19 protein-coding genes and 1 pseudogene are annotated in these 23,650 nt (G+C 46.0%); 6 read left to right on the top strand and 14 right to left on the bottom strand.

Annotated features, from left to right (window positions below):
* Positions 1 to 27: 27 nt before the first annotated feature.
* From ACUC6J_RS05585 to ACUC6J_RS05575, 3 genes are all read right to left on the bottom strand, one after another.
* Entirely contained in the window at positions 28 to 1,434 is a 1,407-nt protein-coding gene (locus ACUC6J_RS05585; RefSeq protein WP_290402840.1) for a sucrose-specific PTS transporter subunit IIBC, read from the bottom strand.
* A 1,416-nt stretch (positions 1,435 to 2,850) separates the two neighbouring features.
* Positions 2,851 to 3,636, bottom strand: coding sequence for a hypothetical protein (locus ACUC6J_RS05580; protein ID WP_025364214.1), 786 nt, complete (start codon positions 3,634 to 3,636; stop codon positions 2,851 to 2,853).
* A gap of 260 nt (positions 3,637 to 3,896) precedes the next feature.
* Entirely contained in the window at positions 3,897 to 5,666 is a 1,770-nt protein-coding gene (locus tag ACUC6J_RS05575) for a phosphatase PAP2 family protein (RefSeq protein WP_447249885.1), read from the bottom strand.
* 284 nt (positions 5,667 to 5,950) lie between these two features.
* Between ACUC6J_RS05575 and ACUC6J_RS05570 the strand changes: the two genes are divergently transcribed.
* Both ACUC6J_RS05570 and ACUC6J_RS05565 read left to right on the top strand, forming a co-directional pair.
* The gene (locus ACUC6J_RS05570) at positions 5,951 to 6,637 is read left to right on the top strand and encodes a hypothetical protein (RefSeq protein WP_447249884.1); all 687 of its coding nucleotides are present in this window, start codon (positions 5,951 to 5,953) and stop codon (positions 6,635 to 6,637) included.
* 207 nt (positions 6,638 to 6,844) lie between these two features.
* A complete protein-coding gene (locus ACUC6J_RS05565; RefSeq protein WP_019686352.1) occupies positions 6,845 to 8,113 on the top strand; it encodes an MFS transporter in 1,269 nt (422 codons plus the stop codon).
* A gap of 75 nt (positions 8,114 to 8,188) precedes the next feature.
* Here the strand turns inward: ACUC6J_RS05565 and ACUC6J_RS05560 are convergent.
* Positions 8,189 to 9,111 (bottom strand): annotated as a pseudogene (locus ACUC6J_RS05560) (EcsC family protein).
* Positions 9,112 to 9,243: 132 nt separating this feature from the next.
* On the opposite strand from ACUC6J_RS05560, the gene ACUC6J_RS05555 reads away from it, so the two are divergent.
* Positions 9,244 to 9,720 (top strand): GNAT family N-acetyltransferase, encoded by a 477-nt coding sequence (locus ACUC6J_RS05555; protein WP_447249883.1) that lies wholly within the window; start codon positions 9,244 to 9,246, stop codon positions 9,718 to 9,720.
* A 63-nt stretch (positions 9,721 to 9,783) separates the two neighbouring features.
* Here the strand turns inward: ACUC6J_RS05555 and ACUC6J_RS05550 are convergent, their stop codons facing one another.
* On the bottom strand, positions 9,784 to 10,209 hold the full coding sequence (locus ACUC6J_RS05550; protein WP_017426389.1) for an Lrp/AsnC family transcriptional regulator: 426 nt from the start codon (positions 10,207 to 10,209) through the stop codon (positions 9,784 to 9,786).
* Positions 10,210 to 10,368: 159 nt separating this feature from the next.
* Between ACUC6J_RS05550 and ACUC6J_RS05545 the strand changes: the two genes are divergently transcribed.
* A complete protein-coding gene (locus tag ACUC6J_RS05545; protein WP_447249882.1) occupies positions 10,369 to 11,121 on the top strand; it encodes an MBL fold metallo-hydrolase in 753 nt (250 codons plus the stop codon).
* Between the two features lie 79 nt (positions 11,122 to 11,200).
* Complete coding sequence (locus ACUC6J_RS05540) at positions 11,201 to 12,106, top strand: glucose 1-dehydrogenase (RefSeq protein ID WP_016821348.1); 906 nt, start codon at positions 11,201 to 11,203, stop codon at positions 12,104 to 12,106.
* Positions 12,107 to 12,210: 104 nt separating this feature from the next.
* On the opposite strand, the gene mmsB is transcribed toward ACUC6J_RS05540, so the two are convergent.
* From mmsB to ACUC6J_RS05515, 5 genes are all read right to left on the bottom strand, one after another.
* A complete protein-coding gene (gene mmsB / locus ACUC6J_RS05535; protein ID WP_016821349.1) occupies positions 12,211 to 13,374 on the bottom strand; it encodes a multiple monosaccharide ABC transporter permease in 1,164 nt (387 codons plus the stop codon).
* Positions 13,358 to 14,908 carry a multiple monosaccharide ABC transporter ATP-binding protein gene (mmsA, locus tag ACUC6J_RS05530; protein ID WP_447249881.1) on the bottom strand — a complete coding sequence of 517 codons (1,551 nt, stop codon included), beginning with the start codon at positions 14,906 to 14,908 and terminating at the stop codon, positions 13,358 to 13,360. Before mmsA ends, mmsB begins: the two co-directional genes overlap by 17 nt.
* A gap of 32 nt (positions 14,909 to 14,940) precedes the next feature.
* Complete coding sequence (gene chvE / locus ACUC6J_RS05525; protein WP_017426385.1) at positions 14,941 to 16,026, bottom strand: multiple monosaccharide ABC transporter substrate-binding protein; 1,086 nt, start codon at positions 16,024 to 16,026, stop codon at positions 14,941 to 14,943.
* A gap of 243 nt (positions 16,027 to 16,269) precedes the next feature.
* Positions 16,270 to 16,596: a nucleoside triphosphate pyrophosphohydrolase gene (locus tag ACUC6J_RS05520; protein ID WP_016821352.1), complete on the bottom strand. Its 327-nt coding sequence runs from the start codon at positions 16,594 to 16,596 to the stop codon at positions 16,270 to 16,272.
* Positions 16,597 to 16,641: 45 nt separating this feature from the next.
* Entirely contained in the window at positions 16,642 to 17,145 is a 504-nt protein-coding gene (locus ACUC6J_RS05515) for a hypothetical protein (protein WP_090888229.1), read from the bottom strand.
* A gap of 233 nt (positions 17,146 to 17,378) precedes the next feature.
* Between ACUC6J_RS05515 and ACUC6J_RS05510 the strand changes: the two genes are divergently transcribed.
* On the top strand, positions 17,379 to 17,726 hold the full coding sequence (locus tag ACUC6J_RS05510; protein ID WP_016821354.1) for a helix-turn-helix domain-containing protein: 348 nt from the start codon (positions 17,379 to 17,381) through the stop codon (positions 17,724 to 17,726).
* A gap of 43 nt (positions 17,727 to 17,769) precedes the next feature.
* On the opposite strand, the gene hcp is transcribed toward ACUC6J_RS05510, so the two are convergent.
* The 4 genes from hcp to ACUC6J_RS05490 form a co-directional block, all read right to left on the bottom strand.
* The gene (gene hcp, locus ACUC6J_RS05505; protein WP_447249880.1) at positions 17,770 to 19,062 is read right to left on the bottom strand and encodes a hydroxylamine reductase; all 1,293 of its coding nucleotides are present in this window, start codon (positions 19,060 to 19,062) and stop codon (positions 17,770 to 17,772) included.
* 142 nt (positions 19,063 to 19,204) lie between these two features.
* Positions 19,205 to 20,506 (bottom strand): response regulator transcription factor, encoded by a 1,302-nt coding sequence (locus ACUC6J_RS05500; protein ID WP_447249879.1) that lies wholly within the window; start codon positions 20,504 to 20,506, stop codon positions 19,205 to 19,207.
* The gene (locus tag ACUC6J_RS05495; RefSeq protein ID WP_447249878.1) at positions 20,457 to 22,457 is read right to left on the bottom strand and encodes a cache domain-containing sensor histidine kinase; all 2,001 of its coding nucleotides are present in this window, start codon (positions 22,455 to 22,457) and stop codon (positions 20,457 to 20,459) included. The genes ACUC6J_RS05500 and ACUC6J_RS05495 overlap by 50 nt, the downstream gene beginning before the upstream one ends.
* A 34-nt stretch (positions 22,458 to 22,491) precedes the next feature.
* Positions 22,492 to 23,499, bottom strand: a complete 1,008-nt coding sequence (locus ACUC6J_RS05490) for a substrate-binding domain-containing protein (protein WP_017426379.1) — start codon at positions 23,497 to 23,499, stop codon at positions 22,492 to 22,494.
* Positions 23,500 to 23,650 lie beyond the last annotated feature (151 nt).

The raw sequence follows: 23,650 nt of genomic DNA, 5'->3' as shown, positions 1-23,650 counted from the left end.
TTTTCTCCACCAAATTTTATTTATTCTCTATTTGTTCTCTATTTTTTCTTTAAATCCAAAGATCCACGTCAACGCAAATGCTACACCAAAACCGATTAAACAAACTAAAGCATACAGAAAAATTTGATTATTCAGATACAATAACAAGCCAGGTATAGCTGTAATCGACATGCCTGTGGCTTGAACATTAAAGATACGTGCGAAGAATCCTCCAACCGCTCCTCCAATCAAGCCCATCACGAATGGTTTACCATACCGAATGTTCACCCCAAAAATTGCCGGTTCTGTAATGCCCAGCAGTGCAGACACGGCAGAAGGATAGGCAATAGATTTGGTTTTTAATCTTTTCGATTTCAGGCCGACAGCTAACGCCGCACCTGCTTGTGCACAAATAGAGGCCGAGCTGATCGGGTTAACCATATTCCAGCCGCCATCCACCAGCATCTGTATTTCGATCAGGTTGAGCGCATGGTGCAGTCCGGTAACGACAATAATCTGATTAATGCCGCCATAAATAAATCCGCCAATGCCAAATGGCAATTTCAAAATAGCTGTAACGGCCGATAATATTAAAACCTCTACCTCATGGAAGATGGGACCAATCACGAACAAGCCCAGTACCAGTGTGAGCAACAATGTCAGAAACGGTGTTAGAATCAAGTCCAGGGCTTCGGGTACCGATTTCCTGATTCTTTTCTCCATCATCGCTCCCACGATCCCTATAATGAACGCCGGCAAAACGGAACCCTGATAGCCTGCGATTTTAATAAAGCCCAAAAACAAAAGAGGCTCCTTCACATGTTGAGCGACATCCCAGGAAGTAGGTAAAGAAGGACTTACCAGCATGAGTCCGAGCAAAATTCCCAAGATCGGCGACCCGCCAAACACTCTGAATGCAGACCAGCATACCAGCACAGGTAAAAATGCAAACGCGGTATCGGTCAGTATTTGCGTAAACAATATGAAATTCGCAGAAATATCATCCGGTGTAAGTCCAAATAACTGTAGCAGTGCAGGCTGAGTTACCAAGCCCCTAACTCCCATAAACAAGCCGGTAGCTACCAATGCAGGGATAATGGGAACGAATACATCTCCGAAAACCCGGATCATTCTTTTGAAAAAGTTATCATCTTGCGTGGAGGCCTTCTCTTTCAGCTCTGCCTTTGATGTCGCAGATACGTTCTGGCCGACCATCGCTTCGTAAACTTTGTTCACGGTACCGGTTCCAAAAATAATCTGGTATTGTCCGGAGGTAAAAAAGACCCCTTTTGCCTTATCAATATTTTCAATAAATTCATCATCAATAGTATCCCTGTCTTTTACAATCAATCTCAACCGTGTAGCACAATGTGCCATGGAAATAATATTGTCTTCTCCACCAAGCCCTTTAATGACATCCTGGGCTATTTTAACGTATTCTTTCTCAAGACTCATCAGTCTTCTTCCTTTCCTCTGTTCCTCTTAGTTAGTCTGAACCTTTAAAACTTGGACTAATATGCTTCTTAAGAATAACATGACTGCGCTTTCAAACAGTGCGATTATTTTACTACATTAAGGTCAAATTTTGACCTTTTTATACCCTTGGTCCGGCAATACAGACGGATCTGTCCCCAAGAAGTGCAGTGTATTTGCATTTAAATCAAAATGTTCACTCTAAGATCCTACTCAATAAAACGATGTCACTTTCTATTCCCCCACTCAGTATAGAGAGGAAGACTAATTTGTCTTAATCAACTACGATTTAAGGTTAAAATCACTTTCTGCCCACTCACTAAATACAAATAATTACAAACCCTTCATAGTTTTTAACAAATTTTTGTTGTACAATTACATAAAATCGGGAATGAAAGGAGATATGCATGAACCAATTTAGGAGCGGTTTGTTATTCAGTTTGATTATATTTGTTTTAATTGTCATTTTCCCTTCTACTACCACTTTTTGGCTTGCAGCTGCCATAATAGTTATATGGGTTATTATAGAAATAATACGCAAGCCTAAAGCTAAATTTGTAATTATGTATATTTTACTTTTGATTGTTAGTGCAATATTCTTTTTTTACTTTAGATAGATTTGAGACGGTTATTGATAAGACAATGGAATGGGTCAGTTCTCCATCAGTAACCCCAGCAAAATTGTTTCCAAATGCTTCAAGTTAGCATAACTGGCAAATTCTTTTCCTTAATTCACTGTTGCTTGACAAATCTTACTTTTTCTACGACTGGGCACCATGGTATCGAGTTCCCAGTGGTCAAGATCGTCCACCTATGGACTCCTTTAGGGAGCTGTACCGACCCAAAAGCGTCAACCAGTTTGGGGAGGTTGCTCTTTGTGACGAAGGCGCAACCTCCTCTGCAGCCAGAAGATTGCGTTAAATCCCAGACAAAACAATCTCCCTCGCAGCTCTGCAATCGGTTTAAAGGGCCAAGTCTAGTTCAGCTTCTCTTCAAGCTCCTGAGTAAACTCTAGCGTAAATTCTCCAGAAGGCGTACTGAACGTTCTGCGCCGTTTATAGGATTCATATGCTGGCGTTGCCACTTAAGCCTATCTCAGCGCCCCTCGCTTGAGTTTACGGTCGATGGTTTAGTGATGCCACTTTAATTTCTTTCGAGTCGTCCACTCTAAACGATTGTAAAGTCTCCAGTTATCCGTGTTTGATTGTGCTAAGATGAGGGTAGTTCATAATGGATTCACCTGTGTACATGATGTTGTAATGACTTCCATTTTTACACGAAGCCATTCATAAGTCTTTTGTTTTTTAGTTGTCTCCCTTCATTTTACAAATAAAAATGCACTTTCTCGAAAATTACGAAAAAGTGCATTAATTGAGATTATATTATAAAATTGTCAATTCACGGCCCCCAACCAGGCGTGTAATTTTCTGTCATTACTGGGCTATTATAGATAAAGTCGCTATAACTTGAGTCTTTATAGAAATACGTGAAGCTTCTTTCTGCACGTGGTAATGGAGGATTTGTTAAAGTATATCTATAGTACCATTGTTTAGAGTAATATATATTGGGTGTATTTAGTTGATAGTAAAGATTTGCAATTTGTGTAACAATCTTCACTGCCGCATAAGGAACAAGTGCAGATATAACAATAGATATAGCCCCCACTGTTAACTTATCTGCTAGAGTTGACCCTTTTGTAGTGGTTTGGTATTGCCAATCCGTTAGATCACTTCTTGCTTGGAGTTGAGCTTTACTATCACTTAAATCATTCACACCCTCAATTTTGCTTAAGTCATCTTTTGCCTCTGATACTACGGTTGGAGAAATTGTTTCATTTGTCGTAATACCATTTTGCTTAGTAGATATAAGTAAGCTTGTATCTTTCATCATTTTTGATGAAATCTCGGAGTCTAGTACGTAGTCTCCTTCATTATTTTTCTTGAAAGTCTTACTAAATACTTCCTTGTTGTTCAAATCAATTTTCTCGACAATCCGGAAAGATTCCCCCCCTTTTTCAAAAGTGTATTCATAGTTGTTCAAATCGTCATTAATTAACTGAAAATTAACAATTTCCTTCTGAGATGATACAGGTGATGTCGCATCTTCTGCCAAAGCTCTTGTTGGGCCGATAGCACCAATAAGCATAAAAAATACTAGGATACCACTTATTATTGACTTTTTCATACAAATCTCCCTTCCTTTTTACATATTTGTATACTAACACAAATAAATTATCACTAAATAGTACCTTATTACCTATTTTTTTAAAAATGATGGATAAAAAAACAATAGAATATTGTCGAAAGCCAAACGTTTCTTAGAATTAATACTGTTCATATCATGTTTCATCAGTAACAGCAAAATGCACCTTCAGAATGGGCACTGGATAACTTCATGGTTTATCCGGTGTATTCCAAAGGTGCTCTTTTTATTATCCTATTTGGTTACTTCGTGACTTTCAACTGAACATGATCAGCTGTATAGACAACCTTCACTTTATAGTTGCTCGGCAAACCTGCTACTTCGATGGAAGAAAATCCCCCGCTTCGTTTACCGTAGGTTAAAATGGTCGCACCGCTAGCTGGTACATATTTGTTAGCAAAATTCAGGCGTAATTTCCCGTTAAGTTGGGCGGTTCCCTTAATTTTGAGCACGTCATTTTTACTGCCCAGGTTGAGTTCAAGCTTGCCCTTGGCTGTTTGTTTGTAATTGCTGCCAACAATCAGCTTTCCAGCATTGTTTTTAAGAAAAGTCCCCCCGTTATTTGTAACTGCACCACTTCCGAAAGCTGTCTCCGAATTACCTTCAAGTATACCTTGATCGATCTGTGTACCACCGGAATACGTATTGCTACCCATAAGCTTCAACGTACCTGTTCCCTTTTTAATCAGCTTTCCAACACCAGAAATATGGTTGCGCCAGCGATCCAATGCATTGAAACCGCCTTTGGAAGCGTCCATATTCACCGTAACATTATTGGCAAAAGCACCGTAGCCGTCCGCAGCGGAAAACAGGTTCAAGCGTCCCCATCCTTCGGCATCGTCAAGCACAGGATAACCGGATGGAAGGCCTGTAGTGGCCAATACCCAACGGCGTTGTGTGCTGTCAAGGTAAGGTTGACGTGTCTCCAACAGCACTTCAGCTCCCTTAGGTACTGTCATTGGCGTCGTGGTTGGGTTAATTTGATTAAATCCATACGTTAATCGTTCATTATAATTTTTTTTGTTCGTAGCATAATTGCTGAAACGATCTGGGGCTGTACCTTTTTGGGACAGCAATTGTTTATGAGCATCCTGGTAAGCTGCTTTCTTCAAGTTGCTATTGGCTGGATCAGACAGGATGGCAGCAGCCATCGCCGTTGCCATGACGCGTCCTCCCATAACATCAAGCGGGGAATGCATGCCAGCAACAACACGATTATTGCCCAGCTCCGAAGCTCGTGTCAGCAATTCCTGATAACGCTCCGGCATGGCATAGGCCATAGCTATGGAACTGAGATATGCAGCATTGGTATGACCGCTAGGAAAGCCGCCATCATTAGTAGCATCAGATTTGAGGGCAGGGATCAGACTTGGAACAACTACTGAATTGTCGCTCCAACGGAACGGACGAGGATAACTAAAGTAAGATTTGGCCGGGTTCGTCGTAGAGTAGTCCCCGCGCAAGGTATTGACCAGATTCACAACGTTGCCGAGACTGGAGCTTATATCCCCTGCATTCGTTCCCTCATCTTCATATTTCTTAGTTGTGGCATCGGCCGGAACGTCGTTGATTGTTGTCGTGGCACCTGCCTTCTTTCGATATATATCAGTCAGCGAACCCAGACCGTCGATTACACTGTAGCTCTGATTTCGGCGGTCGTCCAAATAAGCCGCATCGGCCTCACTGGAAGTTCGACGGGCAGCAATATCAATCACTTTTTGAATATTAGCGTCCAGTACACTGCTGTTTAGTTTGGTACCTGTGTCCCAGGTAGCGCCAGGAGTCCAAAGCTTATTAAATTCAGAGAGCAACCCGAGAGTCGGATTGGAGCTTTCCGTCTTATTAGCAGAACTATTATTTTTGTAATGATCTACGAAATATCCCCATGACGGTTCTGTTGGAGTTATTGTTGTTGGCAAGGTTGCTGCACTCGTGTAATTTCCACCCAGAGAACCTAGAAGTAATGGTACAGATAATAATGCAACTGATAGTGGTTTTCTTAGCAATTTCATTCTCAAATCAGATCCTCTCTTCTCTTGTGCTCTTCATCCTGTTTCTACGGAGCTATTATCTATACAACAAGTTGTATGACATAAAGAATCATATCTTAAGTTTGTTAAATAAAGAGCCTAGTTTTGTTAAATTCTTCTTGCTTATTTATATGTAAGAGGAATATCAACAACATTCAACATAGAATAGTTTTTTTGTTTGTAATACTTTCACCATGTTGATATGTGCTTATGATCAATATAGTTGGTGTATTGGACCATAAAATCTAATTAAGGTAGGTTGTCTTATGAGCGAGGAAACTATTGCTTTCAAATGTGGAGCGTGTAAACAGATACCAGATAAACCCCTGTTAGAAAACAAAGATTTTGAGATTGTAGCCATCGAAGATGCTATGGACTGGGCGGATTTCAAACATCATACTCCAGATCTAAATAGTGAAATATGGGAAAGAGCATTGATACCTCCGGTAAAAGGTGATTCAAAAAAAGTACAAGTATATTTTCCTTTTCATATGTCCGTTGGAGAAACTTTTTGGACTTTATTCAGACCTGCTTATTCACATTTTAATGGTTGGGAAGAGCAGCCTGATGAGATCAACTTCTCTGCGTTTATTAAGTGTAGATTTGAAGACATCATATCGAAAAATGAAAAAAGAGCTTGGATCACTGTCAGAGTGGAGGAAGTCCTGTTATTGAAAAATGTATGTAATGAAATGCCATCCCGTGATGGAACAGGATATCTGGATTCATTTCATATGTTTGGAGAGGCTCAGCTATTGCAATATAAGGATTGGATTCTTCTTGATGCAAACGCACAAAGTAATCTTGGGATTTGGGCATTGATTAAAAGAGTTAAGGATGATAACCATTTGGTGGCATATGGCGAATGGGAATTTCATTCCAATTTAGTCTACTGTGGAAATCTAATAATCCCTGAAGACGAGTTGAACCAATTCATGCATGTTAGAGAGTAAAATGATAAGTAAAGGATATCTTATACAGATACCATACACTCAGAGCGAGATAATCTGTTGTAAATTAAAGGATCGAGCAATAAAGAGTTTCCAGCAGGATGGGCAAGCAGCGATGAGTAAATAGGGACTTTATCCCACTTTCAGCCATTTGCTGCAAATGGATTGCTTCCTATATCTTAAAATATACATACATATCCGGAGGTTGCCATGACTACTAAATCTGCTACAAAAAAAGAAACGGGCCAATCGCTCCCCCTCCAGGGGCCGCAAGCGAAAGGTACCGTTTTTGCGATTCTGATTGCGATCAGTTTCGTCCATCTGTTCAATGACTCGATTCAATCGGTCATTCCAGCGATCTTTCCGATCCTGAAGGAATCTATGAGCCTGAGCTACACGCAGATCGGCTGGATCTCATTCGCCATCAACTTTACAGCTTCGATCATGCAGCCTGTCATTGGCTTGTTTTCGGACAAACGACCTACGCCCGCTATCCTTCCCATCGGTATGGGTTTTACGCTGACCGGCATGCTGCTGCTCGCCTATGCTGCCGATTATAAAGCGGTGCTAATCGCAGTCATCTTCGTAGGTCTGGGCTCAGCTGCCTTTCACCCGGAAGGCTCGCGCGTATCCCATATGGCGGCAGGATCACGCCGGGGATTGGCACAATCCATTTTCCAGGTTGGCGGCAATGCAGGTCAATCGCTGGCACCGATGCTCACAAGCTGGATTTTTATCCCGTTGGGGCAATTTGGCGCCATCTGGTTCACAGGTATTGCGGCAGCCGGGATTGTAGTGCAATCATTCATTGCCCGCTGGTACGGTAACGTCCTGCGTACAGAAGGCATTGCACGCAAAAAAGCGGCGACACGCCGCATGAAGCCCGAAGTACGCAGCCGCATTATGTTTGCCATGATTGTCCTCATTCTGCTGGTATTTGTCCGTTCGTGGTATTCGACCTCGGTGGGAAGCTACTATTCGTTTTACCTGATGGAAGTATTTAAAATGCCATTGGCGGATGCACAGCTGTACATTTTCCTGTTCCTCGGGGCTGGAGCGCTAGGTACCTTCTTTGGTGGTCCGCTGGCAGACCGTTTTGGCAAGCGCAATATGATTTTTTTGTCCATGGTATTAGCTGCACCATTGGCGCTGCTGCTGCCTTATGCCAACCAATTCTGGACGGCGATCCTGCTGGCGATTATTGGATTTATTATGTTGTCCAGCTTTTCGGTCACAGTCGTATATGCACAGATGCTCGTGCCTGGCAAAATCGGGACGGTGTCCGGTCTCATTACGGGCCTGGCCTTTGGCCTTGGCGGTGTGGGTGCACTCGTGCTTGGCAACTGGATCGACAAAGTAGGCATCACCAACATTATGTTCCTGTGTGGCTTTTTGCCACTGCTCGGCATTTTAACCTTCTTACTTCCTACAGACAAAACCCTGAATCGCTGGGCGGAAGAAAATGGAGCCGAAGTGTAATAAGCTGACATGCGGCGGCCAACTAGGCCGCTGCACACCTTTATAAACAACGACCTTGAACTCCATTCTTCACTTCTACTCCAATCCATTCTCTTCTTCTGCCAAACGCATCAAAATACGGCGCTTCCGATATAGCATTTTCCCTGCTTCAGCTACGTCACTAATCGCGCTTCGATTGGCAATGGAGCCAAACAAAATGCCCGCAATCGGGACCATTTGCAGCAGCTTTTTCCATCCAAACTGATCACGATAGGTGTTAATGACCTCTTTCCAACCCTGCATCTGGGAAAAACCTGTGCCTGACGTGAAGGATCATCGAACAAGGCCAGTTCCTCTAATACAGCTTTCTTCCCCACAATATCAGATGAAGCGAATTGCATACATTTAATAATAAAAATGCGCTCCTGCTTATCATGGGGGTTAAACCCATAGCACAAAGCGATTTCCTGAAGCACCTTGAGTGACAAGCCAAGCAAAATAGGGATATCCGCCGCAATCGTAAACACACCGCCAATTCCCGTGGTTGCTCCCTGAGCGGTGGCAAAGGTAATGCGACCCGACGTCATCTCGTCCGCAGTCTGATCCATGATCGTTAGTGGGAGCTCAGCCGCCTGCTTCAAATCCCACATGGATTCCTCACTATGCTCCGCATCTTCGTTTTCCCCGGAATGGGGCTGATCCTCCGTATCCGAGGCGGAAGCTGCACCATTTTGCTGAATCATATATTCACGGGCCGTCTTGTTCAGCTTACTCAGGACTGTTTCTTCTTTCACCAAATATTTGCCACCATTTTGAATGAAGCTACCCATCTCGTTAAGCAGCTGCTCCAGCTTGTCCTTAATGATTTTGGGCGTCAGCCGATCCAACAGCATAAAGGGCCATCTGCCGATTTTTTCCCAGAAAAAAATATCCTTCTGCTCCTTCTCCCACTTTTCAATCTGCTTCAGCTCTTGGTGCAATACATCCTGACTTTCCCGATATTCTATAAGCGGCTTCATAATCGTAGACGTCTCCTTTTGACTATGCTAGTTTATGTATGGATAATACGTAAGGAAGGCAAGTTCAGGTTTCTTTTTTTAGCAAACGAGATGTATAGAAAGTTTAAAATTTGTACAGATCGGAGTGTAATGATGAATAATGTAGGGCTTGTCCCTTACCATTGTGAGCATGATGCGATTTTACATACCTTTTATTTGCCCGAGGAGCAGAAGCAATTTACTGGAATGCCAGCTGAAATGCTGGCACTGGCCAAGGAAGACCCACACCGCCATCCAGTCGTGATTACGGCTACTGGAAGGCCGGTTGGATTTTTCATTTTATACGATGGAGATGAATTAGCAGACTATACGAATACTTCTGAGGCACTGTTGCTACGTGCGTTTTCTATTCATTATGCAGATCAAGGACAAGGGTTCGCTAAACAAGGGCTGCTTCTGCTACCACAGTTCATCTCTACACACTTTCCACATATTCGCGAGATTGTACTAGGCGTCAATGCCCGTAATCTTTCTGCCCAAAGTCTATATCTCAAATGCGGCTTTATCGATGAAGGTAACACTAAAATGGGACAACACGGCTTGCAGCATATTTTTAAAATGAGCCTATAACGCTGACTTCAATAGCCCTCGTAAACAAAAGCTTTCGGCACAAAATGCCGAAAGCTTTTATCATTAAATTTCGCCAATGGAAAAGCTCAATTTGTAGTTACCAAACTTCGTAAGTTCATCCAGCATGGTATTTAACTCTGACTGTGATGACATGCGCACCCGCATCCAATAACAGCCCTCCCCACTTACCCGATGGATTTCGACAATAGAGGAATGCTCCCGTGCAAAAGTCTGAAAAGCACTGTGAGTCGTTCCTGAATTCAGAAAAACCGTAATAAAGGCATGAATCGTCTGCCCAATTTTCTCCGGGTTCCAGCGTAGTGTATAGCCCTCAATAATGCCTGCATCCTGCATTTTTCGAACACGCGCACCTACTGCTTGGCCTGTCAAATGAACTAGCTGACCGATCTCCTTATGCGTTAAAGAGCTGTCTTCAATTAAATGATGAAGAATACGCAGGTCGGTCTCATCAGGTACGAATAGTTCCATAGTTATTTTTCCTTTCATGATGAAACGAGAATGCTGGTTTTCCTTTCAGCAGGCCGTAGCCTGCATCTGCTTGCGTCAGATATGATTGTAGCAGAAACAAAGAACGGCCGAAAATACACTCGGTCAAAAAAACATTTACGATCAAAGGAGCTTCCATATATGAAAATCACACTAATCCGCAACGCAACCTTATGGATCGAATACGCTGGAGTAAAATTTCTGATTGATCCGATGCTGAGTGATGCTGGCCTAAATCCGCCGGTGCCCAATACGGAAAACACTCTCCGCAATCCGCTGGTTCCATTGCCACCACAATGGCAAACGCTTGGACAGCCTGACGTTGTCATCGTCACGCATTTGCATCTGGATCATTGGGACCCGGCAGCAGTACGCTGGCTGGACAAACAGCTTCCCGTCTTCTGCCAGCCCGGAAATGAAGAACAAATCATGGCTGACGGTTTTACACAGGTTACTCCGATTTCGGTGGCTGTTTCTGTGGGAGAAATTGAGATCAACCGTACTGCTGGACATCACGGTACCGGAGAAATCGGGGAACAGATGGGACCCGTATCCGGCTTTGTATTTCAGGCTCCAGGTGAGCCTGTCGTCTACGTGGCCGGGGATACCATTTGGTGCAGTGAAGTCGCGGAAGCACTGGATAAATACCGCCCAGACTGGACGATCGTAAACGCTGGAGGAGCGCGGTTTACAGTGGGCGATCCCATTATTATGACTGCCCAAGATGTAACAGCTGTTGCACAGCATGCTCCTTACACCCAAGTCGTTGCTGTCCATATGGAAGCCATCAACCATTGTGTACTGACTCGCTCCGAGCTTACGGAACATATCCATCGTGAAGGTCTGGAGAAGCGTGTCCATATTCCGGCAGATGGAGCGACGATTTCGGCATAAGGCGATAATTCCCGATTCACCGTTTGCGCCTATTTCGAATATATTGGATTTCAAAACGCCTAAAAGAAGGGATTATTAAATGAATTGGCAATATCAGCATCCTTATTATGGTACAGAAACCCAATGTAAAGAAGTTCCGATTGCTTTTCCTCCCCAGCATCAATATAGACAGCCGGGGTTGGAATACCTGGTGGTTCCACGCCCTATCTTTGATAATCCAAAGTATATCGGTACGGGAAAGCTTCAGGATCGGGTGGCGATTATTAGCGGCGGGGACAGTGGCATTGGTCGCGCGGTTGCAGTCGCATTTGCCAAGGAAGGGGCCGATGTGGTCATTGCCTATCTCGATGAGCATCGAGATGCGATGGAGACCCGTGATGTCATTCACCGGCTTGGCCGACGTTGCTTGCTAATTCCAGGTGATCTAAGGCTTAGAAGCAACTGCTGTCTGGTTGTTCAAAAAACGATGGAAACCTTCGGTCGTATTGATATCCTCATTAATAATATGGGGATTCAGTTTGTGCGCGAATCCTATTTGGATATCAGTGAACAGCAGCTACGTGATACGTTTGATACGAATATTATTTCCTTCTTCCATATGACTACAGAAGCCTTGCCGTATATGCGGGCTGGGGCCAGCATCGTCAATACGGCATCGGTTACAGCCTATGTTGGGCAAAAAAATATGATTGATTATTCAGCTACCAAAGGAGCCATTGTCAGCTTCACGCGCGCTTTGGCTAATAATCTGGTCGATCAGGGTATTCGCGTGAATGCCATTGCTCCCGGTCCGATCTGGACTCCGCTGAATCCGGCCACACAGTCAACTGAAGTCATTCGCACCTTTGGCAGCAATACGCCGATGAAGCGTGCCGGGCAGCCTTATGAATTGGCTCCGGCCTATGTGCTGTTGGCTTCAGATGATGGCTCCTACATTACCGGCCAGACGCTGCATGTGAACGGCGGACAAATGGTGACGACTTAGTTGGGTTAGCTAATAGCCATAAACCTAACAAAGCAAAAACCTCCAGCATCCACAGTTTCAAGTGGGACTGGAGGTTTGCTTATTTTACAATATTGAATATAAGCTTAAACTGATCTTTTGTTTTTGTTGTAAATATCGAAGGCAACCGCCAGCAGCAGTACCAAGCCCTTGATCCCTTGCTGCCAGTCAATACCGAGACCGATCAGAGACATACCGTTATTCAGTACGCCCATAACCAAGCCACCGATAATGGCTCCAAAAACCGTTCCGATCCCGCCCGACGCCGAAGCTCCACCGATAAAGCAAGCAGCGATGGCATCCAGCTCAAAGTTCGTACCTGCTCTCGGCGTAGCCGCATTCAGACGTGCAGCAAAGATGAGACCAGAAATGGCAGCCAGTACGCCCATGTTGACAAATACCCAGAATGTTACTTTTTTCGTTTTGACACCAGACAGGCCCGCTGCCTTTTCATTTCCACCCAGCGCATACACATGGCGCCCCATAACTGTACGGTTCATGACGAAGGAGTATACCACGATCAGGATGAACAGCAGGACGAGAATGTTCGGTATTCCCGCATAGCTCGCGAGCATGAAGGTGAACAGATTAATCACAGCAGCCACTACGATCAATTTGAGTACAAATAACACCTGTGACGGAACCTCAAATCCATATTTAAGCTGAGAGCGGCGTTCGCGAATTTCGTTCACGATAAACCATACCGTAAGTGCAATGCCGACAATGATGGATACCAGGTTATAACCGGTAGATGAAAAATCCGGCAGGAAGCCTGAACTGATTTTCTGGAATCCCCCCGGAAAAGGAGAGATCGATTGGCCTTCCAGCACGATCATTGTTAATCCGCGGAAGAGCAGCATTCCCGCCAAGGTAACGATAAATGCCGGAATACGTACATAAGCGACCCAGAACCCTTGCCATGCCCCAATTAACGCTCCGACCAGCAAAGCTGCAATCACAGCGACCCACGCTGGAAGCTGCCAATCGACCATCATAATGGCGGCAACCGCACCGACAAAAGCGGCTATGGAGCCGACGGACAAGTCAATGTGCCCAGTGATGATAACCAGCACCATCCCGATCGCCAGTACGAGAATGTAGCTATTTTGCAGAATCAGATTGGTAATATTAATCGGCTTCAATAGCAAGCCGCCTGTCAGCACTTCGAACAAAATCATAATAACGACCAGCGCAATCATCATGCCATATTGGCGGATGTTATTTTTAAATAGTTTAGTTATGGTTTCCATGCTTCACGCCTCCTGACTTGGTCATATATCTCATCAACGTTTCCTGCGAAGCGTCCTCACGGCTAACCTCTCCGGTGATCCGCCCGGCATTCATGACATAAATCCGGTCACACAAGCCTAGTACCTCTGGCAGCTCAGACGAAATGACCAGCACGCCCTTGCCTTCAGCGGCAAGTCGATGAATAATCGTATAGATTTCATATTTGGCACCCACATCTATGCCGCGCGTCGGCTCATCCAGAATCAGAATATCCGGTCCGGCAAAAATCCATTTGCTCAGTACTACCTTCTGCTGATTGCCGCCACTCAGATTGCCCGTTTTCTGCAAAATACTCGGCGCTTTGATGTTCATGCTTTTTTTCATTTCCTCTGCAACGACGACTTCCTCCTGCTCATTAACTACAGCGCCCTTTGCCAGCTTGTTCAGACCGGTCAACGAAATATTGCGCTTGATATCATCCATTAAAATGAGACCGTACTCCTTGCGGTCCTCCGTCACATAGGCAAAGCCATTGTTAATCGCGTCCGTAACCGTGTTGTTCTGGATCGGCTTGCCGTCCTTAATCAGTTGACCCGAGATGTTGCGCCCGTATGACTTGCCAAAGATGCTCATCGCCAGCTCGGTCCGTCCCGCCCCCATCAGCCCGGCAATGCCGACAATTTCACCGCGGCGAATGTTCAGATTCACTTGATCCAGCACCTTGCGGTCCGCATGATGCTCGTGATACACTGTCCAGTCCTTTACTTCCAACACGACTTTGCCAATCTTGGCATGGCGTTCTGGATAACGGCTGGTCAAATCGCGTCCAACCATCCCGCTAATGATCCGATCCTCTGTAACCTCATCCTTTTTCATGTCCAGCGTCTCAATCGTCTTCCCATCCCGCAAAATCGTAATCGAATCCGATACCTTTGCGACCTCATTCAGCTTGTGGGAGATCAGAATGCAGGAAATGCCCTGTTTTTTAAATTCCAGCATCAAATTAAGCAGATTTTCACTATCATCCTCATTCAATGCTGCTGTTGGTTCATCCAGAATAAGCAGCTTTACTTTTTTAGAGAGCGCTTTCGCAATTTCGACCAGTTGTTGCTTGCCGACCCCGATGTTCGTAACCAAGGTATTGGGGTTTTCACTCAACCCGACCTTGGACAGTAGCTCGCGTGTCCCGACAAAAGTCTCTTTCCAATCAATCACGCCACCGCTGGCGCGTTCGTTGCCCAGATAAATATTTTCTGCAATCGAGAGATACGGGATCAATGCCAGTTCCTGATGGATAATGACGATGCCCAATTCCTCGCTCTGCTTGATATCCTTGAACTCACACGTTTTGCCCTGGAAAATAATATCCCCTTCGTAGGTTCCATGTGGGTATACACCACTCAGTACCTTCATCAACGTCGATTTGCCCGCCCCGTTCTCGCCACACAGCGAATGAATCTCGCCTTCCTTGACCTTGAGATTCACATTTTCCAATGCCTTTACACCAGGAAAGGTTTTGGTAATTCCCTTCATTTCCAAAATGATTCCAGTCATGGGATACGCTCCTTTCGGTTGGATTCTTATTCTTATTTCAGTCCGATTTGTTCTTTGGTGTAATAGTGACTGCCGACAATATCCTTCTCTACATTCGTCCGATCCACCGAGATTGGATCAAGCAAGTAAGCAGGAATTACCTTTTTCCCGTTGTTATAGGATTTAACGTCATTTACTTCCGCTTGCTTGCCTTGTAAAATGCTGTTGGCCATCACGACCGTTTGCTCAGCCAGCTTACGGGTATCCTTAAATATAGTTTGTGTCTGCTCTCCAGCCACAATGGATTTGATCGAAGCCAGCTCCGCGTCCTGTCCGGTAATGATCGGCAGTGGCTTATTCGCTGATCCATATCCAACCCCTTTCAGGGATGAAATGATACCGATGCTAATGCCGTCATACGGAGAGAGCACCGCATCCAGATTGGCCCCTGAATAGTAGGCACTCAGCAGATTATCCATCCGCGACTGTGCCAAAGCTCCATCCCATCGCAGTGTAGCGATCTGCGCCATCGTCATCTGCTTGCTGCGCACGACCAGCTTACCGGAATCGATGTATGGCTTAAGTACGGACATCGCACCATTAAAGAAGAAGTAGGCGTTATTGTCATCCGGCGATCCGCCGAACAGCTCGATATTGAAAGGGCCCTTGCCATCCTTGAGACCCAGCTTTTTCTCAATATATGCCGCCTGTAGCACGCCCACCTTGAAGTTATCAAAGGTCGCATAATACGTCAGATACGGTGTATTGCGAATCAGACGGTCGTAAGAGATGACCTGAATCCCTCGGTCGTGTGCCTTCTGAATTACATCCGTCAGCGTGTTTCCATCGACCGAAGCGATGACCATGACATTAACGCCCTTGGTGATCATGTTTTCGATTTGGGAAATTTGATTTTCCACCACGTCCTCGGCATACTGTAAATCCGTTTTATAGCCTTGCTCCTGAAACAACCGAACCATATTCTCCCCGTCCCCTACCCAACGCTCGGACGATTTGGTCGGCATGGAAATACCCACATAGCCTTTTTCCTTGCTGCCCGTTCCACTCTCCGCCAGATTGCAAGCCGAGAGCATCAGGGCCAAAACCAGAAGCCAAACAACAACAGCTCCCTTTTTCATATGAAGTTCCCCTTTCCTCATGTGATGCAGGTCATTTGAAGGTAAGGATTTTGCAAAATCCTCAGGTCATTGCTGATTAAAATTGAAATGAGATAGCGCTTACATAAGCGAGGCGATGAGCACCTCTCTTTTTTTATGTGCAAACACATGGTATCATTCCAGGCCGGGGAAGGTCTTTGCAGGTTTTGAACCTTTTTTATAAAATTTTAACCTTTGTGGTGGGGGAGGTATTACTTAATGACGTTAAGCTTCGTCGACATCAATTAAGAACACCCGCTCCTGGAATCCGCCTCGGGCCTCGGCTTTGTCTGCCCGGAGCTTGTCCAGTTCGGCTACATTCGCTCCATGTACTTCTGCCAGCGCTCGGATGACTTCCAGCATATCCGCTAGTTCTTCCAGCGCGTCCCGATCTTTGTCCGCTGCAAAATACTCCTCAGTCTCTTCACGAAGCTTCGTTCGCAGTTCCTGCTTATAGTCCTCTGAGTCTAATATGCGTGTCCGACATTCCTTACCCTGAGACATAATGATATGCGGGATCTGATCCCGCACCAGCTTGTTGTATGTAGGCATTTCAAATAACACCCTTTCTGATATGAAGTTTAAAAATTCAACAATTTAATTGAACGGGTTTTCTTTAAAAATAGACGGATACCGCTTAGACGGATCAGCTACGATCCGTTGTGACAGAGACTCTAGAATAGAGTCTGTTTTATACAGCAACATATCTACTTCCTCCAGCTTCATCGTCTCCCTGGATGCTTCTTCCTCTCCGGAAACCAGATAATGCATGGTACCCATAAACAGCACCATATCTAAACACGGCTCAGCATCCGAGCGAATTAGCCTGAGCAGATCGTTCATGGAAAGACTAATGGATAAAGGCATGATTTGATTTCGATGTACATAAATGGCCTTCGCCATAGAAAACATGGCGCGATCGCAAAGAATGAGGCAGTTTAGCCATTGATTATGATCACGCATCATCTGGGCAAGCTGCATTTGGTATTGGGCAAGCTTTTGAAAATCCATCATGCAATTCAATATGTGGGTGTCGCTGTACTTCGGCAATTTGAAATCGGAATCACTATGTAGTTGGGGACTTAAGGAGTAGTGTTTCATGGGGAATCAACTCCTGATTTAGAATTTCATAAATAAGGGTTTTGCAAAATCCTGAAACAAATGTGAGCAACGTAGCATATCATTAGACCACTAAAATGTATAATTTTCTAGCTATCGGACAAGCTTCATAATGAATATTACTATATAGTAGTTTTTAATTCAATTTACTTACTAACGCATATTAATTAGATGTAACTCTTTCTCTACACTTCTAACTATAGAGAGGTGTATTCATGTCAGAACTATTAGAATTAGTCGGTACACGTATTCGAGATATTCGAAAGTCTAAAGGGCTTTCCCAAGAAGCTTTAGCCGAAAAAGCAGGTTTCAATTCGAGTTATATTGGTTTCATCGAGCGTGCGGAGAGAAATATATCTTTGAAGAATCTGGAGAAAATAGCGAAGGCATTGAACGTGGGCGTCTATCAATTGCTTACATATGTGAAGGAAAATGATGAGCTTACCGAAGAAGATTCGAGTATAAAAGCCATTTTGTCTCTCCTAAGAACTCGTGAAACCAAAGATACTGAGCTGGCCTTAAAGATTCTTACGGATATATTTATTAGAATGGATGAACGATGAAACAAAAAAAAGGAACTGCACTCTGCAGTTCCCCACCTACCTCTTACGACAACGCCAGCATCGCTTTCATATCTTCCTCTGCGGTCGTAATTAGCTTCAAGCCAAACATCTCCACCAGTACATCCAGTACACCAGAAGAAATAAACTCAGGCGGCTTTGGCCCAATGCGAATATCCTGGATGCCAAGGCTGAACAAGCCTAGCAGGATGGCAACTGCTTTTTGCTCAAACCAGGACAGCACAATGCTGACAGGCAGCTCATTCACCGTACAACCAAAAGCATCCGCTAAAGCCAGAGCGATTTTCACAGTAGAACCGGAATTGTTGCATTGCCCCAAATCAATATAACGTGGAATGCCAGTAGCTCCAACAGTGCCGTAGTCCACATCATTAAAGCGGAATTTACCACAGGACGTGGTCAAAATGACCGTGTCATTCGGCAAGGATGTCGCCAGCTCGCGGTAATAGTTGCCGCCTTTGCCTGGTGCGTCACAGCCCGCGATGACGAAGAAACGGCGGATATGTCCGTCTTTGACGGCCTGAATGATCTCAGGTGCCAGCCCGATGACCGTCTCATGATGGTATCCAGTCGTAAGCACCTGCTCAGAGTCTACATCTGCGGCTGGCAGGGCCAACGCGCGTTCAATTAGTGGAGAGAAATCGTCGTTCACAATTTTGGCAACACCCTCCAGCCCTGCTACTTCATAAGAGAAGAAGCGGTCTGCATATGTGCCTTTAATCGGCATAACACAGTTGGTCGTGGCAAGAATCGCGCCCGGGAACTCCTCGAACAATCTGCGTTGATCATACCAGGCTTTACCGATATTCCCTTTGAGATGTGGATATTTCTTCAACGCCGGATAACCGTGCGCTGGCAGCATTTCCGAGTGGGTGTAGATATTGATGCCCTTTCCTTCGGTCTGCCGCAGTAATTCCTCCAGCGCGTACAGATTATGTCCGGTCACGACAATACATTGACCTTCGATTTTATTTTGGCTGACAGTAATCGGCTGTGGAATGCCAAAACGATCCGTATGGGCACGATCCAGCACATCCATGATCCGTACAGCTGCATTTCCGACCTTCATTGCCATCTCCAAATGCTCTTGTACATTAAAATTAGAATTGGTTAAGGTCATATATAACGCTTCATGCGTGATCCGATCCACCTCAGGATCGGTATATCCCAACTGACGAGCATGTGTTGCATAGGCAGCAATCCCTTTTAATGCAAAAATCATTGTATCCTGCAAGCTCGCTACCGTCTCATTTTTCCCGCATACTCCAATGACTTTACACCCGCCACTCGGCGTCTGTTCACACTGATAACAAAACATATCGTTTTCCTCCAAATATTGATAGATATTTGTTCGTTATCTACAGCGTAACAAACCCCTGAACGTGCGGGTGTGATTACACACACACTTTTTAGCCAGATTATCATGAGAGGGCGCAAGGCAATTCCGCAATCCAACATTCCTATTCCGACGAATTTTCCTGAATTCCCCCACCCTTACGGTACTGCACAGGAGACACGCCCATGGCTTTTTTAAAAGCAGTGCTAAAATAGTGCTGACTATCGTATCCCGTACGTTCTGCTATATCAAGCACAGACAATGTCGTAGAGTCCAGTAGCTGCACTGCTTTGCGGATACGGGCACGCGTGACGAGGGTCACGAAGCTGTCGTTGAGCTCCTTTTTGAGCACACGGCTGAGATATACAGCCGATACCTGTAGCCGCGAGGCAAGAGCTTCCAGCGTCAGCTCGCGATCGGCATAACCTTCCTGAATAAGCTGCCGTGCCCGGCGTACGATGGGAGATAGCTGCGCTTCACCGTACACCCGATCCCGGCTCACCCGGTACGCATTGATTGCGCCTTCCAGCCCACCCGTGTTGGACTCCACATGGGTGTGAACCGCTATATTCAGGTAGCGTCCAATGGCCTGCTCTATAGAAGCGCCGATCGTCTCGGGTGCCTCCTGCCACAGGCATATGCCGATCAGCCCGTTCGCATCGCGAAACAACACATGTGATCGGTCCTCCAGCAGTTCGCCAATAATATTTTCAGCGGCGAAAAGAAACAACTGGCGGTCATTCTCACGCATAATCGTCTGCCGTGCTTCTGCTGCAGGCCACCGTACCGCGCCGATTTGTACAGGCGGCCGGGATGGAAGACGTAAAAACGCCAACTGCTCCATGACGTCTTTTCCCGTGTGCTGTCCTTCCAGCCATTCCAGGCAAAACCGCTGACGCAGCAGCGGAATATTCCGTTCAATCTGCCCGGCAGCTTGTTCTACATAGGCGGCGCGTTTGTGCTCCTCGTCCAGTCGCTGACGAAGCCGTGACAATGCAGCGTGAAGCTGATCCGCATTTACCGGCTTCAGAATATAATCTTCTACGCCAAGCCGGACAGCTTCCTGTGCATAAGCAAATTCATCATGCCCGGAAATGATCAGGCAACGGCACTCCGAGCGTCCTTCCCGCAGCCGCCGAATCAGTTCAATTCCATCCATGAATGGCATATTCATATCGACCAGCACGATGTCGATGCTAAGCTGACCAACCAGCTTCAGCGCTTCTTCACCGTCCTCGGCTTCGGCTACAACCTCCATGCCCAGAGCCATCCAGTCCAGGCAGTCCCGAATCCCCTCACGAATGATTGGCTCATCATCTGCGATCAATACTTGATAACGTTTAGCCGTGGCTATGCTTACTTCTGGTATGGCTTGGTCAATCAGACTCGCCGTTGTCGCGTTGTCTGTTCCCTTGGATTTCGTCATCCTGACCCTCTCCTTTGTCATAAGGCTTCTTCAGTTGCGCCATATCCAGCAGCAACGGATGAGTGATTGTAACGCAGGTACCTGTCCCTTCCTTACTGTCCAATGTAATTCCATATTCCTCGCCAAAAGACAATCGGATACGCGCTTGTACATTCAGCATGCCGTAGCTTCTGCCATTTGTACGAACTTCCTTTTGTTTCCGTTTTCCTTCCATCGCCTCCAGCGGTATTTCCAGCCATTCACGCAGCTCACGCAGACGCTCTGCCGTCATCCCTGCACCGTCGTCACGTACCGTCAGCAGCAGCTTACCGTCCTCGGCTTTAGCTTCTACGCAAATCGTGCCTGGACCACGTCTGGCCTTAATGCCGTGGTAAATCGCATTTTCCACCACAGGCTGAAGCATAAGCTTCAACACAAACAGATCCTTCAGCCCGTCGGGTACATTTAATTCCCAGCGAAGTCGGTCACGATAACGGGTTTGCTGGATTTGCATATAGCTTGAGATATGCTCAATCTCAGAGAGTAGCGGAATAAAGTCATCCCCTTTGCTCAGTCCAAGGCGGAACAATCTCGATAACGCCCCCACCATATCGGATACGTCGTCTGCTCCATTTTTTCGGGCCATCCAATGAATGGTATCTAGCGTATTGTATAGAAAATGCGGCTTAATATGCTCTTGAAGACTGCGTAGTTCGGCATCCCGTTTTTGTCGTTCCCTCAGTTCGCTAAGCGACATGAGACGGCGGATTTGCTCCAGCATCCGGTTAAAGCTCCGGCCCAGCATTCCGATTTCATCCCCGCGCTCACTCCATTGGCGAACCGTAAGATCCCCCGTCTCTGCCGTACGCATATAAGACATAAGCCGGAAAATTGGCTGCGCGATAGAGCTGGACAATCGCAAGGATGCCGTTAAGCCAAACAGACATACAATGAAAACAAAACAGACAACGTAGAACTGAATTTGCCGCACTTCCAGTGTAGATTCGCGTGCCGGGAATACTCCCACGGTTCTCCAGCCCGTGAACTCGGAAGCCTGGAACATGAACAGCAATTCCCTGCCTCCGGCTTCACGGGTAAACATCCCGCTATCCTCTGGCCCGAACCATTGCGGCGGAATGCGCTCAATCAAAGGCATATCTGGCATATATACACTGCGTCCCTTGGCATCTGTCACCATGACATACCCGCTTTTGCCCAAGGTTACATCTCTGGCAGCTTGCGACACAGCCCGCAGCTTAAGATCAATCATAATTACACCCAGTACATGTCCTGTCTCCGAATCCGTGACCGAACGGACGACAGAGACAATTTCACTGTCCTTGTACCGGACATGAGTGGTCACATTACGGTGACTTGGCTGTCCCAGCACAGTGAATATCCCTGCATGCTGCGCCGCCTGTGTGTACCAGTCTTCTTCCGTCAGACTGCGTGTGCTTCGAGCATACATTTCATTGCTGATATAATCTCCTTTTTCGTTCACGATCAGAATCCCGGCAATTTCAGGATATAAAGTGGTAAAGCCCTGCAAAAATTGCTTCATTTCATACAAGGTATCCTGCTCCTGTACGGAACTTACAACCTGCTTAGAGCCGGGAGCCTGGTTAAGGAGAGGTTTCTTGGCTCGCTCCCCCTGATTTCCCGGCATTACACTACTCGTATGACCCGCGTGACCATCAGCCAGCGTCCGCCCTTTCCAAAACTCCCCAATTTCAGGATTAAACGCAATCAGATACGTCATGTTCTGTAAATTTTCCATTTTGGTATCCAGTGCTTCGTTCACCTTGCCAATTAACTGCATCGTATGGTTTTCCACCTGCCGCTCAATAATCCGTTCCACCGTCCAATTCACCAGCAGGCCTAGTCCCAGTGAAGGCACGATGCCAAACAGCAAGAACAGCACCATGAGCTGATAGCGTAAAGGCATATTGCGCAAGCGTAACCTCGGCATCATTTGATGCATCCCTAAGTGGATGCGCTTCCAATATTTATTTTGCATAGTAATCATCTACATTCGCTCGGGTGACGACGGAAATCCCAGTATCCACCCGCACGGGCAGCGGGGTGTTATCTCCAGACGAAGAAGGTGCAGGAATCGTCAAATGATGATGCAGATGGAACAGATATTGAAGTGACCAATAGCCCATATTCCATGTCCCTTGGGCAATCGTTGCCGAGATGGTCCCATCACGAATCATATCCAGTGTCGCTTTATTCGTATCAAAAGAAATAATTTTTAGCGGATGACTGCCTTTTTGGCTCAGTGCCGCCTCACCCACACCTGTTCCTCCGGTGGCTTCGGTCACAAAAATACCCGCCAGTTTCGGATAAGCCTTCATCAACCTTAGCGATTCATCCCTGGACACCATCACGTCAGCACGACCATCTACCACTTCCACCACCTTCATGGCAGGATACTGCCGCTGAATGGTATCGCGAAAGCCGCGCGAGCGTTCCTCATGATTTTGCTGCCCCGGCAGTGTCAGAACAGCGACTTGGCCTTCACGTCCCAACAGCTCAGCCATTTTTTCCGCAGCGGTCACGCCCGCCTTATAATTATCCGTACCCAAAAATGTATACGCCCGGCTCCCCGGCGCTCCAGCGTCAAACAGCACGACAGGAATGTCCGCATCCAGCGCCTTGTTAATGACCGGGATCAGGGAGTGTGGATCAATCGCTGATATGGCAATTCCTGCGGGTTTACGGGCAATCGCCTGCTCAATGATGGTCATCTGCTCCTGTGCATCATACCGGGTCGCCCCCCGGTACTCCACCGTTACCCCCAAGGCATCCCCAGCATCCTCGAAGCCTTTGAGCCCGCTTTTCCAATATTCCAAACCGGACTGGAACGTAATCATCATATACGTTTCTCCGATGCTGCCTCGCAGCCCTTTTTCCTCCCAAGCTCCATTCAACCGCTCGGATTGTTCATATCTGAACACATAGAGAGCAAAGGCCGCAATCAACAGCATGTACACCAGCAGCGTTTTCTTCATCCTTCCTCTCCTCTTCCTATGCGTATCCTTAAATTTAAATTTGCTTTGTTTTTATTTAGATTGTAAACGCAATCATATTAAATTGGAACCACTTCACTCTCCATACTTTCAGGTAGCGTTAATCCTGCACTAATGTTCCTACGGTACAATA

It is taken from the genome of Paenibacillus sp. JJ1683 (assembly GCF_053006485.1).
This window is presented reverse-complemented; position numbering and strand designations above follow the sequence as displayed.

Bases quoted from the DNA above. Each gene is read 5' to 3' on its own strand.
- ACUC6J_RS05585 (WP_290402840.1), bottom strand. From the start codon at position 1,434: ATGAGTCTTGAGAAAGAATACGTTAAAATAGCCCAGGATGTCATTAAA.
- ACUC6J_RS05580 (WP_025364214.1), bottom strand. From the start codon at position 3,636: ATGAAAAAGTCAATAATAAGTGGTATCCTAGTATTTTTTATGCTTATT.
- ACUC6J_RS05575 (WP_447249885.1), bottom strand. From the start codon at position 5,666: ATGAAATTGCTAAGAAAACCACTATCAGTTGCATTATTATCTGTACCA.
- ACUC6J_RS05570 (WP_447249884.1), top strand. From the start codon at position 5,951: ATGAGCGAGGAAACTATTGCTTTCAAATGTGGAGCGTGTAAACAGATA.
- ACUC6J_RS05565 (WP_019686352.1), top strand. From the start codon at position 6,845: ATGACTACTAAATCTGCTACAAAAAAAGAAACGGGCCAATCGCTCCCC.
- ACUC6J_RS05555 (WP_447249883.1), top strand. From the start codon at position 9,244: ATGAATAATGTAGGGCTTGTCCCTTACCATTGTGAGCATGATGCGATT.
- ACUC6J_RS05550 (WP_017426389.1), bottom strand. From the start codon at position 10,209: ATGGAACTATTCGTACCTGATGAGACCGACCTGCGTATTCTTCATCAT.
- ACUC6J_RS05545 (WP_447249882.1), top strand. From the start codon at position 10,369: ATGAAAATCACACTAATCCGCAACGCAACCTTATGGATCGAATACGCT.
- ACUC6J_RS05540 (WP_016821348.1), top strand. From the start codon at position 11,201: ATGAATTGGCAATATCAGCATCCTTATTATGGTACAGAAACCCAATGT.
- mmsB (WP_016821349.1), bottom strand. From the start codon at position 13,374: ATGGAAACCATAACTAAACTATTTAAAAATAACATCCGCCAATATGGC.
- mmsA (WP_447249881.1), bottom strand. From the start codon at position 14,908: ATGACTGGAATCATTTTGGAAATGAAGGGAATTACCAAAACCTTTCCT.
- chvE (WP_017426385.1), bottom strand. From the start codon at position 16,026: ATGAAAAAGGGAGCTGTTGTTGTTTGGCTTCTGGTTTTGGCCCTGATG.
- ACUC6J_RS05520 (WP_016821352.1), bottom strand. From the start codon at position 16,596: ATGCCTACATACAACAAGCTGGTGCGGGATCAGATCCCGCATATCATT.
- ACUC6J_RS05515 (WP_090888229.1), bottom strand. From the start codon at position 17,145: ATGAAACACTACTCCTTAAGTCCCCAACTACATAGTGATTCCGATTTC.
- ACUC6J_RS05510 (WP_016821354.1), top strand. From the start codon at position 17,379: ATGTCAGAACTATTAGAATTAGTCGGTACACGTATTCGAGATATTCGA.
- hcp (WP_447249880.1), bottom strand. From the start codon at position 19,062: ATGTTTTGTTATCAGTGTGAACAGACGCCGAGTGGCGGGTGTAAAGTC.
- ACUC6J_RS05500 (WP_447249879.1), bottom strand. From the start codon at position 20,506: ATGACGAAATCCAAGGGAACAGACAACGCGACAACGGCGAGTCTGATT.
- ACUC6J_RS05495 (WP_447249878.1), bottom strand. From the start codon at position 22,457: ATGATGCCGAGGTTACGCTTGCGCAATATGCCTTTACGCTATCAGCTC.
- ACUC6J_RS05490 (WP_017426379.1), bottom strand. From the start codon at position 23,499: ATGAAGAAAACGCTGCTGGTGTACATGCTGTTGATTGCGGCCTTTGCT.